Origin of the sequence: Kitasatospora kazusensis, assembly GCF_039529945.1 — a bacterium.
Classification (GTDB): Bacteria; Actinomycetota; Actinomycetes; order Streptomycetales; family Streptomycetaceae; genus Kitasatospora; species Kitasatospora kazusensis.
This window is the reverse complement of the sequence record NZ_BAAANT010000010.1, coordinates 81,104-102,052: the sequence shown is the minus strand read 5'-3', so window position 1 is coordinate 102,052 and position 20,949 is coordinate 81,104. Positions and strand designations below refer to the sequence as shown.

Annotated in this window: 13 protein-coding genes; 8 read left to right on the top strand and 5 right to left on the bottom strand. The window is 73.6% G+C overall.

From position 1 onward, the window contains the following. Positions 1-18: 18 nt before the first annotated feature. A complete protein-coding gene (locus ABD330_RS11415; RefSeq protein WP_425555507.1) occupies positions 19-1,503 on the bottom strand; it encodes an MFS transporter in 1,485 nt (494 codons plus the stop codon). Positions 1,504-2,058: 555 nt separating this feature from the next. On the opposite strand from ABD330_RS11415, the gene ABD330_RS11410 reads away from it, so the two are divergent. Both ABD330_RS11410 and ABD330_RS11405 read left to right on the top strand, forming a co-directional pair. Beyond that, a complete protein-coding gene (locus ABD330_RS11410; protein WP_344463839.1) occupies positions 2,059-2,937 on the top strand; it encodes a DUF3027 domain-containing protein in 879 nt (292 codons plus the stop codon). A 279-nt stretch (positions 2,938-3,216) separates the two neighbouring features. Then, positions 3,217-6,507 (top strand): sacsin N-terminal ATP-binding-like domain-containing protein, encoded by a 3,291-nt coding sequence (locus ABD330_RS11405; protein ID WP_344463631.1) that lies wholly within the window; start codon positions 3,217-3,219, stop codon positions 6,505-6,507. A gap of 141 nt (positions 6,508-6,648) precedes the next feature. On the opposite strand, the gene ABD330_RS11400 is transcribed toward ABD330_RS11405, so the two are convergent. Both ABD330_RS11400 and ABD330_RS11395 read right to left on the bottom strand, forming a co-directional pair. Then, positions 6,649-9,126: an HAD-IC family P-type ATPase gene (locus tag ABD330_RS11400; RefSeq protein ID WP_344463629.1), complete on the bottom strand. Its 2,478-nt coding sequence runs from the start codon at positions 9,124-9,126 to the stop codon at positions 6,649-6,651. 300 nt (positions 9,127-9,426) lie between these two features. Next, positions 9,427-9,672 (bottom strand): DUF2530 domain-containing protein, encoded by a 246-nt coding sequence (locus tag ABD330_RS11395; RefSeq protein ID WP_344463627.1) that lies wholly within the window; start codon positions 9,670-9,672, stop codon positions 9,427-9,429. A 255-nt stretch (positions 9,673-9,927) separates the two neighbouring features. Here ABD330_RS11395 and ABD330_RS11390 point away from each other — a divergent pair, with 255 nt between their 5' ends. Together ABD330_RS11390 and ABD330_RS11385 are read left to right on the top strand one after the other, a co-directional pair. After that, entirely contained in the window at positions 9,928-11,391 is a 1,464-nt protein-coding gene (locus ABD330_RS11390; RefSeq protein ID WP_344463625.1) for an NCS2 family permease, read from the top strand. A 351-nt stretch (positions 11,392-11,742) separates the two neighbouring features. Next, the gene (locus ABD330_RS11385; RefSeq protein ID WP_344463623.1) at positions 11,743-13,434 is read left to right on the top strand and encodes a hydrogenase maturation protein; all 1,692 of its coding nucleotides are present in this window, start codon (positions 11,743-11,745) and stop codon (positions 13,432-13,434) included. 78 nt (positions 13,435-13,512) lie between these two features. Here the strand turns inward: ABD330_RS11385 and ABD330_RS11380 are convergent, their stop codons facing one another. Continuing rightward, positions 13,513-14,289, bottom strand: coding sequence for an MHYT domain-containing protein (locus tag ABD330_RS11380; protein WP_344463621.1), 777 nt, complete (start codon positions 14,287-14,289; stop codon positions 13,513-13,515). Between the two features lie 367 nt (positions 14,290-14,656). Between ABD330_RS11380 and ABD330_RS11375 the strand changes: the two genes are divergently transcribed. From ABD330_RS11375 to ABD330_RS11365, 3 genes are all read left to right on the top strand, one after another. After that, entirely contained in the window at positions 14,657-17,527 is a 2,871-nt protein-coding gene (locus ABD330_RS11375) for a PKD domain-containing protein (RefSeq protein ID WP_344463619.1), read from the top strand. Positions 17,528-17,696: 169 nt separating this feature from the next. After that, positions 17,697-18,131, top strand: coding sequence for a MarR family winged helix-turn-helix transcriptional regulator (locus tag ABD330_RS11370; protein ID WP_344463617.1), 435 nt, complete (start codon positions 17,697-17,699; stop codon positions 18,129-18,131). A gap of 132 nt (positions 18,132-18,263) precedes the next feature. Continuing rightward, positions 18,264-19,757, top strand: coding sequence for an MFS transporter (locus ABD330_RS11365; protein WP_425555501.1), 1,494 nt, complete (start codon positions 18,264-18,266; stop codon positions 19,755-19,757). 30 nt (positions 19,758-19,787) lie between these two features. Here ABD330_RS11365 and ABD330_RS11360 read toward each other — a convergent pair whose 3' ends face one another. Further along, on the bottom strand, positions 19,788-20,303 hold the full coding sequence (locus tag ABD330_RS11360; RefSeq protein ID WP_344463615.1) for a GNAT family N-acetyltransferase: 516 nt from the start codon (positions 20,301-20,303) through the stop codon (positions 19,788-19,790). A 46-nt stretch (positions 20,304-20,349) separates the two neighbouring features. On the opposite strand from ABD330_RS11360, the gene thpR reads away from it, so the two are divergent. Then, positions 20,350-20,940 (top strand): RNA 2',3'-cyclic phosphodiesterase, encoded by a 591-nt coding sequence (gene thpR, locus ABD330_RS11355; protein ID WP_344463613.1) that lies wholly within the window; start codon positions 20,350-20,352, stop codon positions 20,938-20,940. Positions 20,941-20,949: the final 9 nt, after the last annotated feature.

The following is a 20,949-nucleotide window of genomic DNA, read 5'->3' as shown; positions in this document are numbered from 1 at the left end:
AGGTCCGGCCGGGGGCGGTCAGGCCACCCGGGGGCGGGCGGCCGGTCCGCGCAGCCCGACCTTGAACAGCGAGCGGACCGTCACCAGCAGGGCCAGGCCCACCACCGCGGCGGCGACCGTCAGGCCCAGCGCGCCGTTCAGCGGCAGCAGGATGCCGACCGCGCCGCCGGCCACCCAGCAGAGCTGCAGCAGCGTCTCGGAGCGGGCGAAGGCGGAGGTCCGGACGGCCTCCGGTACGTCGCGCTGGATCAGCGCGTCCAGCGCCAGCTTGCTCAGGCTCGCCGCGACCCCGGCCGCGCCCGCGACCAGAGCCACCGTCACCAGCCCGTACCAGAGCGTGGCCGCCACCGCCGCGCCCGTCGCCAGCAGCAGCATCGCCGTCACCGTCGCCTCCGAGCCCCTGGTCCGCAGCCAGGAGCCGAGCACCGAGCCCAGCGCGTTGCCCGTACCCGCCGCGACGGCGACGATGCCCAGCGTCGCCGTCGGCGCCAGGCCGCCGACCGGGTCGTCCCGGAGCAGGAACGCCAGGAACATCACCAGGAAGCCGACCAGCCAGCGCAGCGCCGCCATCGCCCGCAGGGCCAGGATCACCGACGGCCCGACCGTGCGCAGCGTCGCCTTCGGCGGCGGCGGTCCGGCGGGTGCGGGGTGGTGGCCCAGGCCCAGGTGGTGCCCGGCCGGGTGGTCCTCGGCGTGCAGCACGGCGCGCTGCTCGCCCTTGGCGGAGTCCACCTTGTGCGGCAGGTGAAAAGCCATCAGCGTGCCGATCACGAAGACCAGGAACGCCCCGCGCAGCGGCCAGCCGGGCCCGATCAGGTGCAGCCCGGCGCCCAGCGGCGCCGCCAGGCCGGTGGCCAGCAGCCCGGCCAGCGTCACCCGGGAGTTCGCCTTCACCAGCGAGAGCTGCGGCGGCAGCAGCCGGGGCACCACGACGCTGCGGACCACCCCGTACGCCTTCGAGGCGACCAGTACCCCGAGCGCCTCCGGGTAGAGGGCCAGGCCGCCGGTGGACACCGTGCCCGCCATCGTCCAGGCCAGGACGGCGCGGACCAGCATGGACATCGCCATCGCGGCCCGGCGGCCGTGCGGCAGCCGGTCCAGCAGCGGGCCGATCACCGGGGCGAGCAGCGCGAACGGCGCCATGGTGATCAGGAGGTAGAGGGCGACCCGGCCGCGGGCCTCGCCGGTCGGCACCGAGAAGAAGATGGTGGAGGCCAGCGCGACGGTGATCAGCATGTCGCCGAAGGAGTTGAGCGCGTGCAGCTCGATCAGCTTCGCCAGGCCCGACTCGCCCGCGCCCTCGGCGGCCGTCGCCCGGCGGATCCGGCGGCCGGTGCCGTTCACCACCTTGCCGGTCCGCAGCCCCGCTGCCGAGGCGCTGCGGACCAGGACGTTCCTGGAGCCGTGGCGGTGGCCCTCGTCGGGGCCGGGCGAGGTGGAACCGTCCTCCGGCTGCGGCTCGGCACCGTCCGCAGGGGGGACCGGGGGCTGCTGTCGCGGCACGGCGCCCGGCTCGGAGGGGGCCCCGGAGGGGCCGTTGGCCTGCGGGTCGTGCAGTGCGTGCTGCGACGGGGTCTCATCCGCCACATGGCCATCCTGCCTGAGAAAAGCCCGGCAGACGAGGGAAAGGGGAGGAGACCCGCCGACAATCGGCAGTCCGGCCCCGACAGCCCGGTCCGGTGCGGTGCGAGGGGCAATTTCTACGGGCTTCTGCGGGGCCCAGTCGGGGCGTTCGGCATTTGGCCGCCTCCCGGTCGGGTACCGGACTGTCGTCGGCGCCCGACCGGCGGGTAGCCTGCACTACGCGCGTGCACAGCCCTGCGGGCGGCGCGGCCGGTCCACGGACCGGTGCCGAGTCGCGCAGAATAGATGGAGAGACGGTACCCAGCGGGACCGAAGCTCGTGGCAATGTCTGCCGGAGGCCTTCCGGAGTTCTTCTCCCGAGGCCGGCCGCGACGGAGCGGGCGACAGAACCGCGTGGGGGCACCTCCCAGCCGAAGGCTGGGGGAGAACCGCAGGCAACAGAACTGGGAGAGAATCGACGCCGTGAGTGCTGCGATGCGAAGCCGTACCCCTGACCGGCTCTGTGCCGAGGCCGTCGAACTCGCCCGTCAGGCAGCCGTCGAGGCGGTCGGCGCGGAGACCGTGGGAGCCCACCTCGGCGCCCAGGCCGACGGCGAACGGGTCGTCACCCACACCTTCGAGTGCCTGGACGCCGCCTACCGCGGCTGGCACTGGGCCGTGACGGTGGCTCGGGCCGCCCGCGCCAAGAACGTCACCCTGGACGAGACCGTGCTGCTGCCCGGCCCGGACGCCGTGCTGGCCCCGCAGTGGGTGCCGTGGAGCGAGCGGCTGCGGCCCGGCGACATGGGCCCCGGCGACCTGCTGCCGACGGACGCGGACGACCTGCGCCTGGAGCCCGGCTGGACGGGCGAGGACGAGCCCGCCCCGAACTCGGTGGCCGCCCTGGCCGACGAGGAGCTCGTCGTCACCGACCCGCACATCCAGCCCGCCCCCGCCCGCGCCCAGATCGGCGCGATCGCGGAGGAGCTGGGCCTCGGCCGCCCCCGGGTCCTCTCCCGGCTCGGCCTGCACCTGGCGGCCGACCGCTGGGAGTCCGCGTTCGGCCCGCAGACCCCGATGGCGCAGTCCGCCCCGGCGCACTGCAACAGCTGCGGCTTCCTGGTCCCGATCGGCGGCTCGCTCGGCCAGGCCTTCGGCGTCTGCGGCAACGAGTTCGGTCCGGCGGACGGCCAGGTCGTCTCGTTCGCGTACGGCTGCGGCGGGCACTCCGAGGCCGCGGTGCTGCCGGCTCCGCCGGTGCCGTCCGAGCTGATCCTGGACGAGCTGGTGATCGAGCCGATGCAGCTGCACCCCGACCGCTCCAGCGGCTCCGTCGAGCCCGACGCGCCGGCCGAGGAGCTCGGCCACAGCTGAGAAGCCCCACCGGGGGCGCGATCGAGGCAGCGCCGCAACCAGGCACTTCCCAGGGGCGCGGGGAACTGCGCGACCGAGGCACGACGTCCGTGCACGGTTGTTCGCGCAGTTCCCCGCGCCCCTTTCGGTTGCCCGAACGCGTACGGCCAGCCCTGAGGGGCGCGTGTCCTGTTGGCCCGTGCACTCGGGTGGCTCCGTGCCCCTGGTCCGTTGCCGGGAGTGGGCCGGGGGAGAATGCCCCCGTACGCAGGGTGGCAGACGGCGGAAGGTGGCAGTCCAGTGGAGCCTCGGATCATCGGCAGCGGCGCGGACGAGCAGGCCGCGGACCTCTTCGACACGGCCGGGCTGCGCCACCGGGTGCTGGATGCCTGGGCGGCCGCTCCGGCGCGGTTCCGGGAGGACGCGAACGCCGAGGAGGAGCTCGCCCTCGGCGGCTACCGCGACCGGCTGATCGTGGAGCTGGCGCAGAACGCCGCCGACGCCGCCGCCCGGACGGGGGCCGGACCCGGCCGGCTGCGGCTGACGCTGCGGGACGGCGTGCTGGCCGCCGCCAACACCGGCGCGCCGCTGGACGCCGCCGCCGTCGAGTCGCTGTCCACGCTGCGGGCCTCCTCCAAGCGCTCGGACCAGGCCCCGACCGTCGGCCGCTTCGGCGTCGGCTTCGCCGCCGTGCTGGCCGTCACCGACGAGCCCGCCGTGCTGAGTTCGCACGGCGGCGTCCGCTGGTCCCTGACCGAGGCGTACGCGCTCGCGCAGGCCCGGCCCGCGCTGGTCGAGGAGCTCCGGCGGCGCGAGGGGCACGTGCCGCTGCTGCGTCTGCCGTTCCCCGCCGAGGGCTCCGCGCCCGACGGCTACGACACCGTGGTCGTGCTCCCGCTGCGGGACGCGGCCGCCGAGGACCTGACCCGCCGGCTGCTCGCCGACATCGACGACGCGCTGCTGCTGACCCTCCCCGGCCTGGCGGAGGTCGTGGTGGAGACGCCCGACGGCGTCCGGGTGCTCACCCGTTCGGCCGACGACCAGCAGCCGAACGGCATCACCACCGTCACCCTCGCCGACGGCACGGCCCGGACGGTCTGGCAGACCGTCACGTTGTCCGGCACCACCGCACCCGAGCTGCTCGCGGACCGCCCCACCGAGGAGCGCGCCCGCCCGTACTGGACGGTGACCTGGGCCGTCCCGGTCGGCGAGGGCGGCGCCCCGCAGCCGCCGCGCACCACGCCGGTGCTGCACGCCCCGACCCCGAGCGACGAACCGCTCGGCGTACCGGCCCTGTTGATCGCCGGGTACCCGCTCGACCCGACCCGGCGGCACGTCGCGCCCGGACCGCTGACCGACTTCCTGACCGAGCGCGCCGCCGACGCCTACGCCGACCTGCTGCGCGCCCGGGGCGGTGACCTCGGTTCGCTCGGACTCGTCCCCGGCCGGCTCGGCCAGGGCGCGCTGGACAACGCGCTGCGCGCGGCGATCCTGGACCGGCTGCCGGGCACGCCGTTCCTGCCGCACCCCGCCCCCGTCGAGGAGGGCACCCCGGCGCTGCGCCCGCGCGACGCCACCCTGCTGGAGGGCGCCGACCGCTCGGTGGTGGAGGCGCTGGCCCCGATCTTCCCCGGCCTGCTGCCGGCCGGGCTGGAGCGGCGCGGCGAGCTGCGGGTGCTCGACGTCCGCCGCATCCCGCTCGCCGAGGTGGTGGACCAGCTCGGCGGCCTGGAGCGTGATCCGTCCTGGTGGCGGAACCTGTACGCGGCGCTGGCCGGCGCCGATCCGGAGGCGCTCGGCGCGCTGCCCGTCCCGCTGGCCGACGGCCGTACGGTGACCGGGCCGCGCCGCGTCCTGCTGCCCTCCGCCGACGGTGACTGGGCCGGCTTCGAGGGCTACCCCGAGGCACTGGCCGAGGCGCTCGCGCTGCTCGACCTGCGGCTCGCCCACCCCGAGGCGGCGCACCCGCTGCTGGCCAAGCTGGGGGCCGGCACCGCCACCCCGGCCGGGGTGCTGGACACCCCCGAGGTACGGGCGGCGGTGGCCCGTTCGGTGGAGGTCGGCGAGGACGACTTCGACGCGGCCGTCGACCTCGCGGACGCCGTGCTGTCCCTGGTCCGGGCCGCCGGGGCCAAGCCGGGCGACCACCCGTGGCTGGCCCGCCTCGCGCTCCCCGACGACGAGGGCGAGCTCGCCCGCGCGGGCGAGCTGATCCTCCCCGACAGCCCGCTCGCCGGGCTGGCCCGCGAGGACGACGCCGGGTACGTGGACGAGGACCTGCTGGAGCGCTGGGGCCCCGAAGTCCTCGCCGCCGCCGGGGTGCTGAGCACCTTCGTGCTGGTCCGCGCCGAGGACGTGGTGCTCGACCCGGACGACCTGGAGCGGCTCGACCCGACCGCCCCCGCCGACCGCGCGGCGGGCGGCCGGCCCACCGGCCTGCTCGACGAGGCCCCGGACGGGCTGGCCGACTGGTGCGAGGACACCCTGGAGACGCTGCACGCCGACGGCGGCGAGTTCGGCGTCCCGCCGGTCGCCGCCGAGCTGCTGGCCGTCCGCGACCTCGACCTGGTGGACGAGGACGCCTGGCCCGAGGCGCTCGCGCTGCTCTCCCGCCCGCCGTACCGGGACGCGGTGGTCAGCCCGGTGCGTACGCTGCTGCCGAACGGCTCGTACGTCGACCTGCCGCCGTACACCGCCTGGTGGCTGCGCGACCACCCCGTGCTGGACGGCCGCGAACCGGCCGGCCTGCGCGCGGCGGGCGCCGACCCGCTGCTGCGCGGCCTCTACGACGAGGCCCGGACCACGCTGGACGAGACCTTCCTGCACGCGCTGGGCGTCCGCACCACGCTCGCCGCGCTGCTCGCCGAGCCGCACGGCCCGGACGAGGTGCTGGACCGGCTCACCGATCCGGCCTCCGAGGTGACGCACCGTCAACTGCACGGAATCCACAGCATGTTGGCCGCAGTCGCGGCCGAGCGGATCGAGTCGCTGGACGTCGTGCGGGCCGTCCCGCCGCTGGACGAGGAGACCGGCCGCCGCCCCGACCGCACGGTGATCGTGGACGCCACCGAGGCGGTCGTCGCCGACGCCCCCGACCTGGTCGCGCTGCTGCACTCGCACCACCTGCTGCCCGTCGCACCGGAGTCGGCCGTCGCGCTGGCCGAGCGGCTGCACGTCTCGCTGGCCAGCGAGGTGGCCGGCGGCCGGGTGCTCTCGGAGGGCACGCTGCACCGGACCCCGGCCGTGGTAAGGGAGTTGCTGCCCGGCTGCCCCGCCGCGTACGAGGAGCACGAGGAACTGCTGGTGGTCGGTCCGGACGGCGGGGAGGCCGCCGTCGACTGGCGCTGGGACACCGCCGCCGCCACCCCGGAGCTCCCGTACGACCCCGAGGACGCCGAAGCGGCCGACGAGGACGACGAGTTCGAGATCCCGCCGGCGCCCGGCCTGCTGCACGCGGCCACCCCCGAGGGTCTGGCCGCCGGGCTCGCCTGGTCGGTGGGCCAGTGGCACCGGCGGTTCGAGATCCTGGCGGCCCTCGCCGAGCCGGACCGGGCCTACGAGTTGCTGGCGGCTCGCGACTTCGAGTCCTGACGTACGGGCAACCACAGGGGCGCGGGGAACTGCGCGAAATCGGAAGGCAACGGTCTGCAGCCTCCCGCCTCGCGCAGTTCTCCCCCAGCCTTCGGCCGGGAGGTGCCCCCACGCGCCCCTGGTCGTGGCTGATCGAGTGCCTTATCGGTCCGGGTCGCCGAGGCGGCGGGTGATGACCCGCCAGGCCACCTCCAGCAGCAGGCCCGCCGCCACCGCGATGGCCACGCCCGTCCAAGGGTCGCGGAGGCCGGTCAGCTTCAGCTGGAAGAAGGTGGACAGCCACGGGACGGTCAGCACCAGCGAGAACGCCCCGCACATCGTCCCGATCAGCGCCAGCCGCCACCAGGTGTACGGCCGGGCCACGATCGCCAGCACCCAGATCGCCACCAGGAAGAGCGTCAGCGTCGCCACGCTGGTGTCGGCCTTCAGATCGGTCGCGTGGTCGGCCCGCGCCAGCATGTACGCCGTGAAGGTCGCCGCCCCGGCGATCACCCCGCCCGGCACGGCCAGCCGCAGCACCCGTTTGACGAAGCCCGTCCGAGCCCGCTCGTTGTTCGGCGCGAGCGCCAGGAAGAAGGCCGGGATGCCGATGGTCAGCGAGCTGAGCACCGTCGAGTGCCGGGGCAGGAAGGGGTACGGCACCTGGGTGATGACCACCAGCAGCGCCAGCAGCACCGAGTAGACCGTCTTCACCAGGAACAGGGTGGCCACCCGTTCGATGTTGCCGATCACCCGGCGGCCCTCGGCCACCACCGAGGGCAGCGTCGCGAAACTGTCGTCCAGCAGCACGATCTGCGCCACCGCCCGGGTCGCCTCGCTGCCCGAGCCCATCGCCACGCCGATGTCCGCGTCCTTGAGCGCGAGCACGTCGTTGACGCCGTCGCCCGTCATCGCCACGGTGCGCCCGCGCGACTGCATCGCCCCCACCAGGTCGCGCTTCTGCTGCGGGGTGACCCGGCCGAAGACGGTGGTGCGGTCGGCGGTGTCGGCCAACGCCTCCGGGTCGGTCGGCAGCGTCCGGGCGTCCACCGGGTGCTCCGCGCCGGGCAGGCCGAGGTGGGCGGCGACCGCGCCGACCGAGACGGCGCTGTCGCCGGAGATCACCTTCGCCTGGACCCGCTGGCTCTCGAAGTAGCGCAGCGTCTCGGCGGCGTCCTCGCGCAGCCGCTGCCGCAGCACCACCAGGGCGAGCGGTTGCAGCTCGGCCGCCGGGTCGGGGGCGTCCAGCGGGACGGCCGTCCGGCCCAGCAGCAGCACCCGCAGGCCCTGTGCACCCAGCTCGTCCACCTCCGCCAGCGCCGCGTGCCCGGCCGGGAGCAGCACATCGGGCGCGCCGAGCAGCCAGCTCGCCTCGGTGCCCTGCGGCTCCAGCAACTGCACCCCGCTCCACTTACGGGCCGAGGAGAACGGCACCGCCTCCAGCACCCGCCACTCGCCCGCGCCCTCGCCGCCGCTGCCGTACGCGTCGATCACGGCCTGCATGCTCGGGTTGGGGCGGGCGTCCGCGCGGCCCATCGCGCCGAGCGCCCGCTCCAGCACCGGGGGGTCGGCGAGGACGTGCTGGGCGAGCGGGGCGCCGGGGCGCAGGTGCCCGTCGGTCGTGGGCGCGAGCGGCCGCAGCTCGACCACGTCCATGCCGCCCTCGGTCAGGGTGCCGGTCTTGTCCAGGCAGACGGTGTCCACCCGGGCCAGGCCCTCGATCGCGGGCAGCTCCTGCACCAGGCACTGCCTGCGCCCCAGCCGCACCACGCCGATCGCGAACGCCACCGAGGTCAGCAGCACCAGCCCCTCCGGCACCATCGGCACGATCCCGGCCACCATCCGGCGCACCGCCTCGCGCCAGTCGTGGCCCTCCACCGCCAGCTGGCTGACGATCAGCCCGATCGCGGTCGGGATCAGCAGGTAGGTGATGAACTTCAGGATGCTGTCGATACCGCTGCGCAGCTCCGACCTCACCAGGGTGAACCGGCTGGCCTCCTCGGCGAGCTGCGCCGCGTACGCCTCGCGGCCGACCTTGGTGGCGCTGAACGCGCCCGCGCCGGCCACCACGAAGCTGCCGGACATCACCTCGTCGCCGAGCCGTTTGAGCACCGGATCGGGCTCGCCGGTGAGCAGCGACTCGTCGATCTCCAGCCCCTCGGCCTCGGTGACCCGGCCGTCGACGACGACCTTGTCGCCGATGCCCAGCAGCACGGTGTCGTCCAGCACGATCCCGCTCACCGGGACCTGCTGGGCGGTGCCGTCCCGGCGGACCTGCGGTTTGGCCTCGCCGATCAGGGCGAGGCCGTCCAGGGTCTTCTTGGCGCGCAGCTCCTGGATGATGCCGATCGCCGTGTTCGCGACGATGACCAGGCCGAACAGGCCGTCCTGGATCGGCCCGACCACCAGGATGATCGCGAACATGACGCCGATGATCGCGTTGAACCGGGTGAACACGTTGGCCCGGACGATCTCGCGCAGCGACCGGCTGGACCGGACGGGGACATCGTTCACCTGCCCGCGGGCCACCCGCTCGGCGACCTCGGCGGCGGTCAGCCCGCGGCGGTGCTCGGGGCCGAGCCCGCTGGAGTGCGCGCCGGGGGTGCTCGGGTCGGCCGTGTCTTCCGCGGGATGCGTCATGGCACCGACTCTAGGTGGGCGAAATGTCCGGTGCGTCCTACTGCGGAGCGAATCGGTCCAACCGAGTGGGGGTGGCCCTGCGGGCGGCGCGCGCTTCGGTGGTTCACCGGGTGCTCAGGGGCAACCCCAGGGGGTGCGTGGGACTGCGCGATACGGGAGTGACGGTGCGGTGCCTTCCGCGTTCGCGCAGTTCCTCGCGCCCCTGGGGTGGTGCAACTTTGGGCGAGCTGTACGGCTGTTCCGCGCCGTACCTTCCGCCCCGGGGATGGTGCAACCTCGGGGGGGGCTGAGAAGTGGGGCCTACTGGGGCGTTTGGCGGCGGATGGCCGCTCGGCGGGCACGGCAGTACCAGACGCCGATCAGGCCGAGGCCGGCGCCGGCCAGGCAGATCCAGGGCCAGTAGTGGTGGCCGTGGGCGGAGAGGGTGCCGTCGAAGGGCAGCAGGACGAGGAAGGCGACGAACCACAGTGCCGTGCCACCGCCGACGATCGCGACGTCGTTCGCCTCGAACGGCGGGGGGGAGGGGCGCAGCGGGGTCTTGGCCATGGGCCCTAGCGTACGGGGACGGCCGGGCCGGGGAGGAGAGGCGGGGGAGGGTCGGGTGATCGGTGGTGACCGTAATGGGTGCGTTCTACGCGCGAAGATGGCGCGTGCACGACCGAGGAACTCATACTTGAGGCTCCGGTCGGCCCAGGTGTGCCGCCTCGGCTGCCCCGGCCGGACGGTCCCCACCGGGCGCCCCGGCCGACGTCGCCCCGGGTGTCCCTTCCTCCTCTCCGCCCCCACCCGACGAGGACCCGTATGTCTCCGCAGGCCCAGCCGACCGCGAAGTCGCCCGAGCCGTCCCAGGCCCCGCCGCAGCCCCCCGGCGGCCCGCTGGACCGCTACTTCAGGATCTCCGAGCGCGGCTCCACGCCGACCCGGGAGATCCGTGGCGGGGTGGCCACCTTCTTCACCATGGCGTACATCCTGGTGCTGAACCCGATCATCCTGGCCAGCGCCGTGGACATGCACGGGACGCACCTGGGCAGCGCCCAGCTGGTCACCGCGACCGCGCTGACGGCCGGCCTCACCACCCTGCTGATGGGCGTGGTCGGCAACGTGCCGATCGGCCTGGCGGCCGGGCTCGGCGTCAACACCATCGTGGCGCTCCAGCTCGCCCCCAGGATGACCTGGCCCGACGCCATGGGCATGGTGGTGCTGGCGGGCTTCGCGATCATGCTCCTGGTCGCCACCGGTCTGCGCGAGCGGGTGATGAGCGCCGTGCCGCTCGGGCTGCGCAAGGCCATCGCGATCGGCATCGGCCTCTTCATCGCCCTGGTCGGCCTGGTCGACTCGGGCTTCGTCACCCGGGTGCCGGACGCCGCGCACACCACCGTCCCGCTCCAGCTGAGCGTGGGCGGGCACCTGCACGGCTGGCCCGTGCTGGTCTTCATCCTCGGCCTGCTGCTCACCCTGGTGCTGCTGGTCCGCAAGGTCCCCGGCGCGATCCTGATCAGCATCGTGGTGATGACCTGCCTGGCCGTGGTGATCGACCAGGCCTTCACCGTCCCGGCGTCCGCCTGGGGTCTGACCGTCCCGGTCTGGCCCGGCAACCCGGTCGCCGCGCCCGACTTCGGGCTGGTCGGCCAGGTCAGCCTGTTCGGCGGCTTCCACCACGTCGGCCTGCTCACCGGTGTGCTGTTCGTGTTCACCGTGCTGATGTCCTGCTTCTTCGACGCGATGGGCACCATCCTCGGCGTCGCCGACGAGGCCCACCTGCTGGACGCCAACGGCGACCTGCCCGGCATGAACCGGGTGCTGATGGTCGACGGCATCGCCACCGCCGTGGGCGGCGCCACCTCGTCCTCCGCCAACACCTGCTTCGTGGAGTCCACGGCCGGCGTCGGCGAGGGCGCGCGGACCGGCCTCGCCAGCATCGTCACCGGCGCGCTCTTCCTCGGGGCGCTCTTCCTGACCCCGCTGGCCACCATGGTCCCGGCCCAGGCCGCGACCCCGGCGCTGGTCACCGTCGGTTTCCTGATCCTGGCGAACTCCGTCCGGGAGATCGACTGGAGCGACTACACGATCGCGGTGCCGGCCTTCCTGACCATGGTGATGATGCCGTTCACGTACTCGATCACCAACGGCCTGGGCACGGGCTTCGTGACCTTCTGCGTGCTGCGGGTCGCGGTGGGCCGGGCCAGGACGGTGCCGATCGCGATGTACGCGGTCGCGGCGGTGTTCGCGTTCTACTACCTGATGCCCGCGCTGGGTCTTATCTGACCGGCCGGGACCGGCCGTTGACGGCCCCCTACCTGCGGACGGGCCCGCGGCGCAAGCCGTGGGCCCGTCCGTTTCGGTGTGCGGATCTTTACGTGGCGGTGCCAGGTTGTGGGGGGCTGGTGAGGGTCGGCCGCAGGGCCCGGATCGACGTTTCTTACGCGTGCATGACCATGGTTGGATGGGTCGGCCCGGCCGGTCCACCGGTCGGCGGGCCAGGTCGGGGCGGGCGCTCCGGATGCGGATCGTGGCGTCGAGTCAGCCGGACGCATACCGGGGGTGGTATCCGCCGTGATCCGGGCCCGGACTTCTCGGGGGATCCACAGCACTGCTGAAACACAGTCGGAGGGCACCTTGCGCATTCTGCTGATCGCCAGCGCGTTCAACAGCCTCACCCAGCGGGTCCACACCGAGCTACGGGCCCTCGGCCACACCGTGGGTGTCGAACTGGCCCTGGGGGACGAGCCGGTACGGGCCGGAGTGGCCCGGTTCGGGCCTGACCTGATCGTGGCCCCGATGCTCACCCGGGCGATACCGGAGGACATCTGGTCCCGGCACACCGTGCTGATCGTGCACCCCGGGCCGAAGGGCGACCGGGGCCCCTCCTCGCTCGACTGGGCGATCCACGAGGGCGCGGGCGAGTGGGGCGTCACCGTCCTGCAGGCCGTGGCGGAGATGGACGCCGGGCCGATCTGGGCCTCCGTCCCGTTCGCCGTCCAGCCCTGCGGCAAGAGCGAGCTGTACCGGAACGAGGTCGCCGCCGCGGCCGTCCAGGCGGTGCTGCTGGCCGTCGAGCGCTTCGAGGGCGGCTGGTTCGCGCCGGAGCCGCTGGACTACGAGCGGTGGGACGTCCAGGGGCGGCTGCGCCCGTACCACGTCCAGGAGTTCCGCCGGATCGACTGGGCCGTCGACGACACCGCGACGGTGCTGCGCAAGCTGCGCTCGGCCGACTCCCAGCCCGGCGTGCTGGACGAGCTGTATGGCGCCGAGTACTTCCTGCACGGCGGGTACCCCGAGGACCAACTGCGCGGCGTGCCCGGCGCGGTGGTCGCGACCCGGGACGGCGCGCTCTGCCGGGCCACGGTGGACGGCGCGGTGTGGATCCCGCAGCTGCGGGCCCGCCGCACCCCCGGCGGACCGGTGACGTTCAAGCTGCCCGCCGCGCAGGTGCTCGGCGAACTGCTGGCAGAGGTACCGGAGATACCGGTGTCGCCGGTGGCGGCGGCCGGCCGGGGCACCTGGTCGGAGATCCGGTACCGGGAGGAGGGGGCCGTCGGCCACCTCGAATTCGCCTTCCCCAGCGGCGCGATGAGTACCGAGCAGTGCCGGAGGCTGCTGGCGGCGTACCAACAGGCCGCCGCCCGGCCGACCTCGGTGCTGGTGCTCGGCCCGGCCCGGGACTTCTTCTCCAACGGCATCCACCTCAACGTGATCGAGGCGGCGGACGACCCGGCGGCGGAGTCCTGGGCCAACATCAACGCCATGGACGACCTGGTCGCCGCCGTCCTCACCACCACCGACAAGCTCACCGTCTCGGCGCTGGCGGGCAACGCGGCGGCCGGCGGCCTGATGCTGGCGATCGCGGCGGACGAGGTCTGGTGCCGGGACGCGGCGGTGCTGAACCCGCACTACCGGCTGATGGGCCTGCACGGCTCCGAGTACTGGACGTACACCCTGCCGCGCCGGGTGGGTGGCGAGCAGGCGCACCGGCTGACCACGGCCGCGCTGCCGGTCGGTGCCGACGAGGCTCTCGCGCTCGGCCTGGTGGACCGGACGGGCGGCGGCAGCGCCGCCGAGTTCAGCTCCTGGGCGGCCCGCGAGGCCGCGGAGCTGGCCCGGTCGCCCGAACTGTCGGTCCGGCTGCTGGAGAAGAAGCGCCGTCGGGCCGAGGACGAGGCCGTCAAGCCTCTGGCCGACTACCGGGCCGAGGAGTTGGAGCGGATGTGGCACAACTTCAGTGCACCGGGGGAGCCGTACCCCGCGCTGCGGCGGAACTTCGTGCACAAGGTCTGCCCGACCGCGACGCCGGAGCACCTGCTGGGGTGAGCGACTGAGGACGCGAAGTGCCCGGCCCCCGCCTGGTGGTGGGGGCCGGGCACTTCGCGGGCTGGGCTTCCGGCGGGGTTACCGCCGGGGCAGCAGCGGGGCCGCCGGGCCGAGGAAGACCGACTGCTGGTCGCCCCCCTTGCTCGGTGCGACGGCGAAGGCCAGCGCACTGCAGAAGACGTACGTGCCGAGTCCGACCGCGAGCGGAAAGACGAACTGCAGGGCCAGCACGCCGTTCTGCGGATCGCCGTGCCCGTCGAGGCGGACCGAGATGGCCGCCATGCCGGTGTAGTGCATCGCGCAGACCGCGACACCCATCACCGGGGCCGCGCCGAGCACCGCCGCGGTGCCCTGGACGTTCAGCGTGGCCCAGAGGGCTGCGGTGGCGGCGAAGACGGCGATCGCGATCGACAGCCCGACCGTGACGTGGTCGTAGGAGACGGTGCCCGGCATCTGCATCGCCGCCATGCCGAGGTAGTGCATCGCGGCGACGCCGAGGCCGGTGGTCACGCCGCCGGCCAGCAGGGCCGCCCGGGGGTGCTTGCTGTAGCCGACGGTGAAGATGCCGACGCCGACCACCAGGATCGCGATGAGCAGACTGGCCACCGTGAGTGGCACGTTGTAGCGGATCTCGGTGCCGGAGACGGCGAAGCCGAGCATGGCGATGAAGTGCATGCTCCAGATGCCGACGCCGAGCGAGAGGGACGCGAAGGCCAGCCAGTTGCGGCGGGTGCGGCCTTCGGTGAGCAGGGCCCAGCGAGTGCTGCGGAGCGCCAACAGGGCTCCGAGACAGGCGACCAGATACGAGATCGCGGGTGTGACCCAGCCGTAGACAGCGTGGTCGATGTGACCCAAGAGGACTCCCTGAGCGTGGTGCGGGTTGCACTGTGCCTGGTGCCGTGTTCCTGACAACGGGCACAGTAGCGGTTGCTCCAAGTGACGGCAACGCTGGGAGATTTGGTGAACTAGCAGACCAGGGTGGGTCCTTCACGCTATGGGCGGCTGTTGGGCACGAAGTCCTGACGGGATGTACAAGCTGCCGTGACCCGGCGGAAGGTGCCGTGGCCTGCTGTTCCCCGGGGGGTCGTCCACCCTGCCCCCGATGGGCTCTGGACCCGTCGGGGGCGGGTGTCTGCCCGGTAAACGGGTTGCTATTCTCTGAATCTCCTCAATAATTCCAAAAGCTTTACCGATGATTCGTTTCACTTCCGGGGGGAAACCAGTGCGCCTGCCCCGCGCCATCGGCCTCACCGCCGCAGTCCTGACCGCCGTCCTCGGTCTGCCGGTACCCGCGACCGCCGCGGGCGGCGGTCCGTCCGACGCCACCGTGCACGTGGACCGGGACAGCGCCGCCTGCTCGGACACCGGCGCGGGGTCCACGGCCCAGCCGTACTGCTCGATCGGTGCGGCGGCCGCCGCCGCCCAGCCCGGCTGGACCGTGCAGATCGCCAAGGGCTCCTACACCGAGGACCTGCGGATCACCCGCTCCGGCACCGAGCAGGCGCCGATCACCTTCACCGGCGACCACGTCGAGCTCAGGGCCAAGTCGCCGACCCCGGCCCGCCAGCTCACCGTCATCGGCGTCCACGACGTGGTGTTCCGCGGCCTGAGCCTCGGCGAGACGCTCGTCCAGGACTCCCAGCGGATCACCCTGGACCGGAACTACGCGTTCGCGGTCCCCTTCGGCCTGACCCCGCTGATCGAGGTCGGCGGCGCCAGCCGGGACGTCGCCGTGACCCGCAACTTCCTGCAGGGCGCCCAGTACGGCTCCCTCCGGGTGAGCGGTGGTGCCACCGGCACCACCATCAGCGACAACGCGGTGCTGCGCGCCGCCGGCGCCCCCGTCTCGGTGGACGGCGCCCCGGGCACCACCGTCACCAACAACACCCTCGCGCTCGGCTGCGGCCCGGGCATCGCGCTGACCGGTGGCTCGACCGGCGCGAACCTCTACAACAACGTCGTCGACAGCCACGCCGCCACCGGCCTCGACGGCATGACCGGCCTGAACGGCCGCCCCTGCCTCGTCAGCGGGGCCGCGACCGAGATCCTGGTCTCGGCCGACTCCGTCCCGGGCACGACGGCGGACTACAACCTGCTGCGCGCCGCCGCGGGCGGGACGCCGTACAACTGGGCCGGGCAGAGCTACCCGACCCCGGAGGCGTTCCGCGCGGCCACCGGGCAGGGGCGGAACGACCTGATGGCCGACCCGAAGCTGAGCAACCCCTGGAGCCCCCGGCCGGACGACTGCCAGGTCATCGACGGCAAGCTCGTCCAGGGCAGCTGCTCGCCGGCGATCGACTCGGCCAAGCCCGACGCCCCCGGCGTGCTCCCCACCGACATCAACGGCCACGCGCCGGCCGACGACCCGTACGTCGCCAACCCCGGCCCGGGCCACCTCGACCGGGGCGCCTACGAGGTCCAGGACGAGCTGTCCGACAGCGCCTGGCTGACGGCCGACCAGCCGCAGGCCCCGTACGGGACCAAGGTGACCTTCACCGCCCGGGCGGGCCACAGCTGGAACACCGAGCCGCTCAGCTACGCGTACGACTTCGGTGACGGCACGACGCAGACCACCTCCGCCGCCACCGTCAGCCACACCTATGCCCGCGCCTGCGCCTGCCAGCCGGGCCTGAAGGTCACCTCCCCCGACGGCCAGGTGGCGTACGGGGGGTCCGACCCGGTCAAGGCCACCGTGCCCGGCCCGCTGACGGCGCAGTTCTCGGCGACCACGGTGCTGCCCGTCAAGACGGACTGGTCGGCCGACCCGCCGTTCACCGTGCTGGCCGACGCCACGGCCACGGCCACCGCCTCGGCCTGGCCGGTCACCAACTACCACTACGACTTCGGCGACGGCTACCGGACCGACCTCTCCTTCCCGTCGCAGAAGCACACCTACCAGGCGCCCGGTGACTACAAGGTCTCGATGACCGTGACGGACAACCAGGGCCGGGTCTCCACCGCCTCGCAGGTTTACCACGCGGCGTACGAGCCGGGCGGGTACACGGCGGTCACGCCGTTCCGGGCGCTGGACACCCGGACCTACCGGAACCCTCTGTGGGCGGACTCCTCGCGGACGGTCGACCTCTCGTCCTGGGGGCAGCCCGTCAACTACCAGCTCTCGGCCGGGATGACCGCCGTCGTGCTGAACGTCACCGCCACCGAGGCCACCCAGGACACCTTCCTGACCGTCTGGCCGACCGGCCAGCCGCGGCCGGCCTCCTCGAACCTGAACGTGAAGGCCGGGCAGACCGTCGCGAACCTCGTCACCGTCCCGGTCGGCCACGGCCAGAGCGTGGACGTCTACAACCGCGCCGGGCAGGCCGGGGTGATCGTCGACGTGGTCGGCTACTACCAGCCGGGCGCGGGGAACAAGTTCACCCCGAGCGGCCCCACGCGGCTGCTGGACACCCGGCCCTCGGGCGGGCAGCCGGACGTCAAGCTGACCCAGGGCGAGAGCCGCGCCGTCCAGGTGGTCGGGCAGGCCGGGGTGCCGGCCAGTGCCCGCGCGGTGGTGCTGAACCTGACGGCCACCGGTGCGACCAAGGGCGGCTACCTGACGGCCTACCCGCACGGCGCGAACCGGCCCGGGGTCTCCAGCCTCAACTTCACCGCCGGGCAGACCGTCGCCAACCAGGCGATCGTGCCGATCGGCGACGACGGGAAGATCGACCTCTACAACTTCCTGGGTGACACCCAGGTGGTCGCGGACGTCTTCGGCTACTACGGCTACGAGGGCACGGGCCAGTACACCCCCATCGCGCCGACCCGGCTGCTCGACACCCGGGCCACCGGCCCGGTCGGCACAGCCGGACGGCTGTCCGTGCAGGTCGGCGGCGCCCACGGGGTGCCGGCCGGCGCCACCGCCGCCGTCCTGAACGTGACCGCCACCCAGCCCACGGCCGACGGCTTCCTCACCGTCTGGCCGGACGGCGGCGCCCGGCCCACCACCTCGAACCTGAACTTCCAGGCGGGCCGGACCGTCCCGAACCACGTGATCACGCCGCTGGGCGCGAACGGCGGGGTGGCCTTCTACAACCGGGCCGGCGACACCCACGTGATCGCCGACCTGTTCGGGTACTTCACCAACGGCTGACGCCGACGCAGACACCCCGCGGCGGCGGGTGACGACGGCCCCCGGGACCTGTTCCCGGGGGCTGTCGTCGTTCCCGGGCGCGCGTAGGCGGGTGGTGGTCCGGGCCCGGCGGCGGCGCCGGGAGATCAACTGATTTTCCTTAGCGAAAGTAATGACGTAGGCTAAAGACATGTCCGAGATGTCCGAGGAGGACCTCGCAGCCGTCAATCAGCTGCGGTCGTCCGCGATGCGCCTTGCCCGCCGACTGAGACACCAACGTGTCGAGGAGTCGCTCAGCCCCACCGAGATCGGGGTGCTCGGCACCCTCGCGCGGTGCGGGAAGGCCACCCCGGGGGAGCTCGCCAGGCGCGAGCACGTCCAGCCGCCGTCGATGACCAGGATCATCGCGATGCTGGAGGAGAAGGGGTTGGTGCGGCGCGAGCCGCACCCCGACGACCGCCGGCAGGTGGTGGTCAGCAGTACCGAGCAGGCGGAGGCGATCCTCCTGGAGAGCCGCCGCCGGCGCAACGCCTGGCTGGCCGAGCTCGCCTCCGGGCTGAGCGAGGAGGAGTGGGCGGTGGTGCGGGAGGCCGCACCGGTGCTCTACAAGCTCGCCCACCTCTGAGGGCCCGCACGCCTCTGACGACGACATCTCCGGAGACGGAAGAAGGAGTACCGCATCACCGCAGGACCGAACAGTGAGAGCAGTCGCGGGGGGGCAGCCCAGGCTGCGGTCGCGCACCGAGGGGAGACCACCGTGACACCGCCGGCCGGCGCCAGCGCCGCCATCCGTACCGACGACTCCACCACCGAGCAGGCGGCGGCCGCGGCCGCCCCCGCCGAGAACCAGGCACCCGCCCCCGTGGGCCTGCCGGGTACCGGCGACGACGACCCCTGCGAACGCACCGCGGCGGAACCCACCGCCGCGTCGGGCCCCACCGGGGCGGGCTTCACCAGACCGGGCGGGATGTTCTCCTCCCTCCGAGTCCGTAACTACCGCTACTTCTTCGTCGGTCAGGTGGTCTCCAACACGGGGACCTGGATGCAGCGCATCGCCCAGGACTGGCTGGTGCTCAGTCTCACCGGCAGCCCGCTCGCGGTCGGCATCACCACGGCCATGCAGTTCCTCCCGATGCTGCTGCTCGGCCTCTTCGGCGGCGTACTCGCCGACCGGATGCCCAAGCGCCGCCTGCTGGTCGTCACCCAGGGCGCGATGGGCCTGCTCGCCGCGGGGCTCGCGGTGCTCACCATCACGGGTGCGGTGACGGCCGGGCTGGTCTACCTCTTCGCACTGCTGCTCGGCCTGGTGACGGTGGTCGACAACCCGACCCGGCAGGCCTTCGTCAGCGAGATGGTCGGCCCCAAGGACCTCAGCAACGCGGTCAGCCTGAACGCCGCCAACTTCCAGACCGCCCGGCTGGTCGGCCCGGCGGTGGCCGGTCTGCTGATCGCCGCCGTGGGCAGCGGCTGGGCCTTCGCGGTCAACGCGTTCTCCTTCGCCGCCGTGATCGGCGGCCTGCTGATGATGCGGACCGCCGAGCTGCGGCCGACCGAACCGATCGCCCGGGAGAAGGGCCAGCTCCGCGCCGGGCTCCGGTACGTGAAGGAGCGCCCGGAGCTGTTCTGGCCGATGGTGCTGGCCGGTTTCATCGGCACCTTCGGGTTCAACTTCCCGACCCTGCTGTCGGGTTTCGCGTACGACACCTTCAAGGTCGGCGCCGGCGAGTACGGCCTGCTGAACACCGCGATGGCGGTCGGCTCGCTGGCCGGGGCCCTGCTGGCGGCGCGGCGCGGGGCGCCGAGGCTGCGACGGCTGGTCATGGCGGCGCTCGCCTTCGGCGCGCTGGAGGTGCTGGCCGCCTTCGCCCCCGGCTACTGGTCGTTCGCCGTCCTGCTGACGCTGATCGGTGTCTTCGGGCTCACCTTCAACACCTCGGTGAACTCGGCGATCCAACTGGCCACCGAACCCGCCATGCGCGGGCGGGTGATGGGCCTGCTGGTGCTGGTCTTCACCGGCGGCACCCCCGTCGGCGCTCCCCTGGTGGGCTGGGTGACGGCCTCCTACGGACCGCGCCTCGGACTGCTCGCGTGCGGCGCGGTCTCCGCGCTGGCCGCAGGCGTGGTCGCGGTGGTGCTGGCCCGCGCGGCCGACCTGCGGGTGCGGGTGGACCTGCACCCCGGGCACGGCGGCCGGGTGGTCGCCGTCGTGCCGAGGGTGGTCGCCAAGCAGCAGCTGGCCACGGCCTGCTGACGATTCGTCAGACCGAGTGCCCGGCCCGGTTCAGACCCTGATCTCCAGGATCTGGCCGGGCCAGTCGCGGTCCGACAGCGGCACCTCGAAGGTGTCGGTCGGGGTGAACCCGAGCCGGCGGTACTGGCCCACCAGCCGCTGGTCGCCGCCCGCGTAGCAGTCCACCCGGAGCAGCCCGAGCCCCCGGCGCACGGTCTCCTCGACCGCGTCGGCGACCAGCGCCGCGCCGATCCCGGAGCCGGACCGGCTGCGGTCGGTGATCAGATGGCGGATGTACAGCTCGGGTTCGGCGGCGGGTGCGATGTGCTCGGACCCCTCGTCGGCCAGCATGCACGCCCCCACCACCGCGCCGGACTCGTCCTCGGCGACGCGGACCAGGAACTCGCGGGTGTAGGCGTGGATGCGCTCCACGGCGGCGGGGCGGCTCGTCCAGGGCTGGTCGCCCCACTGGCCCGTACGCCCCAGGGAGGTCAGCCAGGCGACGGCTTCGTCGAGCAGGCGGAGGATGTCGGCCGCGTCCTCGGGCCCACCGGTTCTGATCTTCATACAGACCTTTCTACCTGCTCGCCGAGGCGGGGTGGAAGATGGGCCCATGAGGCTTTTCGTGGCGGTGAACCCGCCGGTGGTGGCGGTCCAGGAGCTGGCCGACGCGGTGGCGCCACTGCGGGCGCTGCCCGAGGCGGAGCGGTTGCGCTGGTCCGGGGTGGAGGGCTGGCACCTGACGCTGGCGTTCCTCGGCGAGATCCCGGTGCTGGACGTGCCGAAGCTGGAGGAACTGCTCGGGCGGGCCTGCTCGGAGCACGGGGTGCACCGGCTCCGGCTCGCGGGAGCGGGGACGTTCGGGGACCGGGTGCTCTGGGGCGGGGTCGAGGGGGAGACCTGGGCGCTGCGCCGGCTCGCCGAGGCCGTACGGGCGGCGGTGGGCGAGGCGGGGGTGGAGACCGACCAGTACGGTTTCCACCCCCACCTGACGCTGGCCCGGGCCGGGTCCGCCCACGGGCAGCGCCGGGCCGCCCGGCGGTCTGCCGCAGGCGAGCTGCAGGGGCTGGCGGCCCGGCTGGAGGGCTTCCGGGGCAGCGAGTGGGAGGCGTCCGAGCTGCACCTGATGCGGAGCGAGCAGGGCTTCGGGCCGTCCCGCTACAGCACGCTGCGGGCGTGGCCGTTGGCGCGCTGGGAGGAGTAGGCCCAGCCA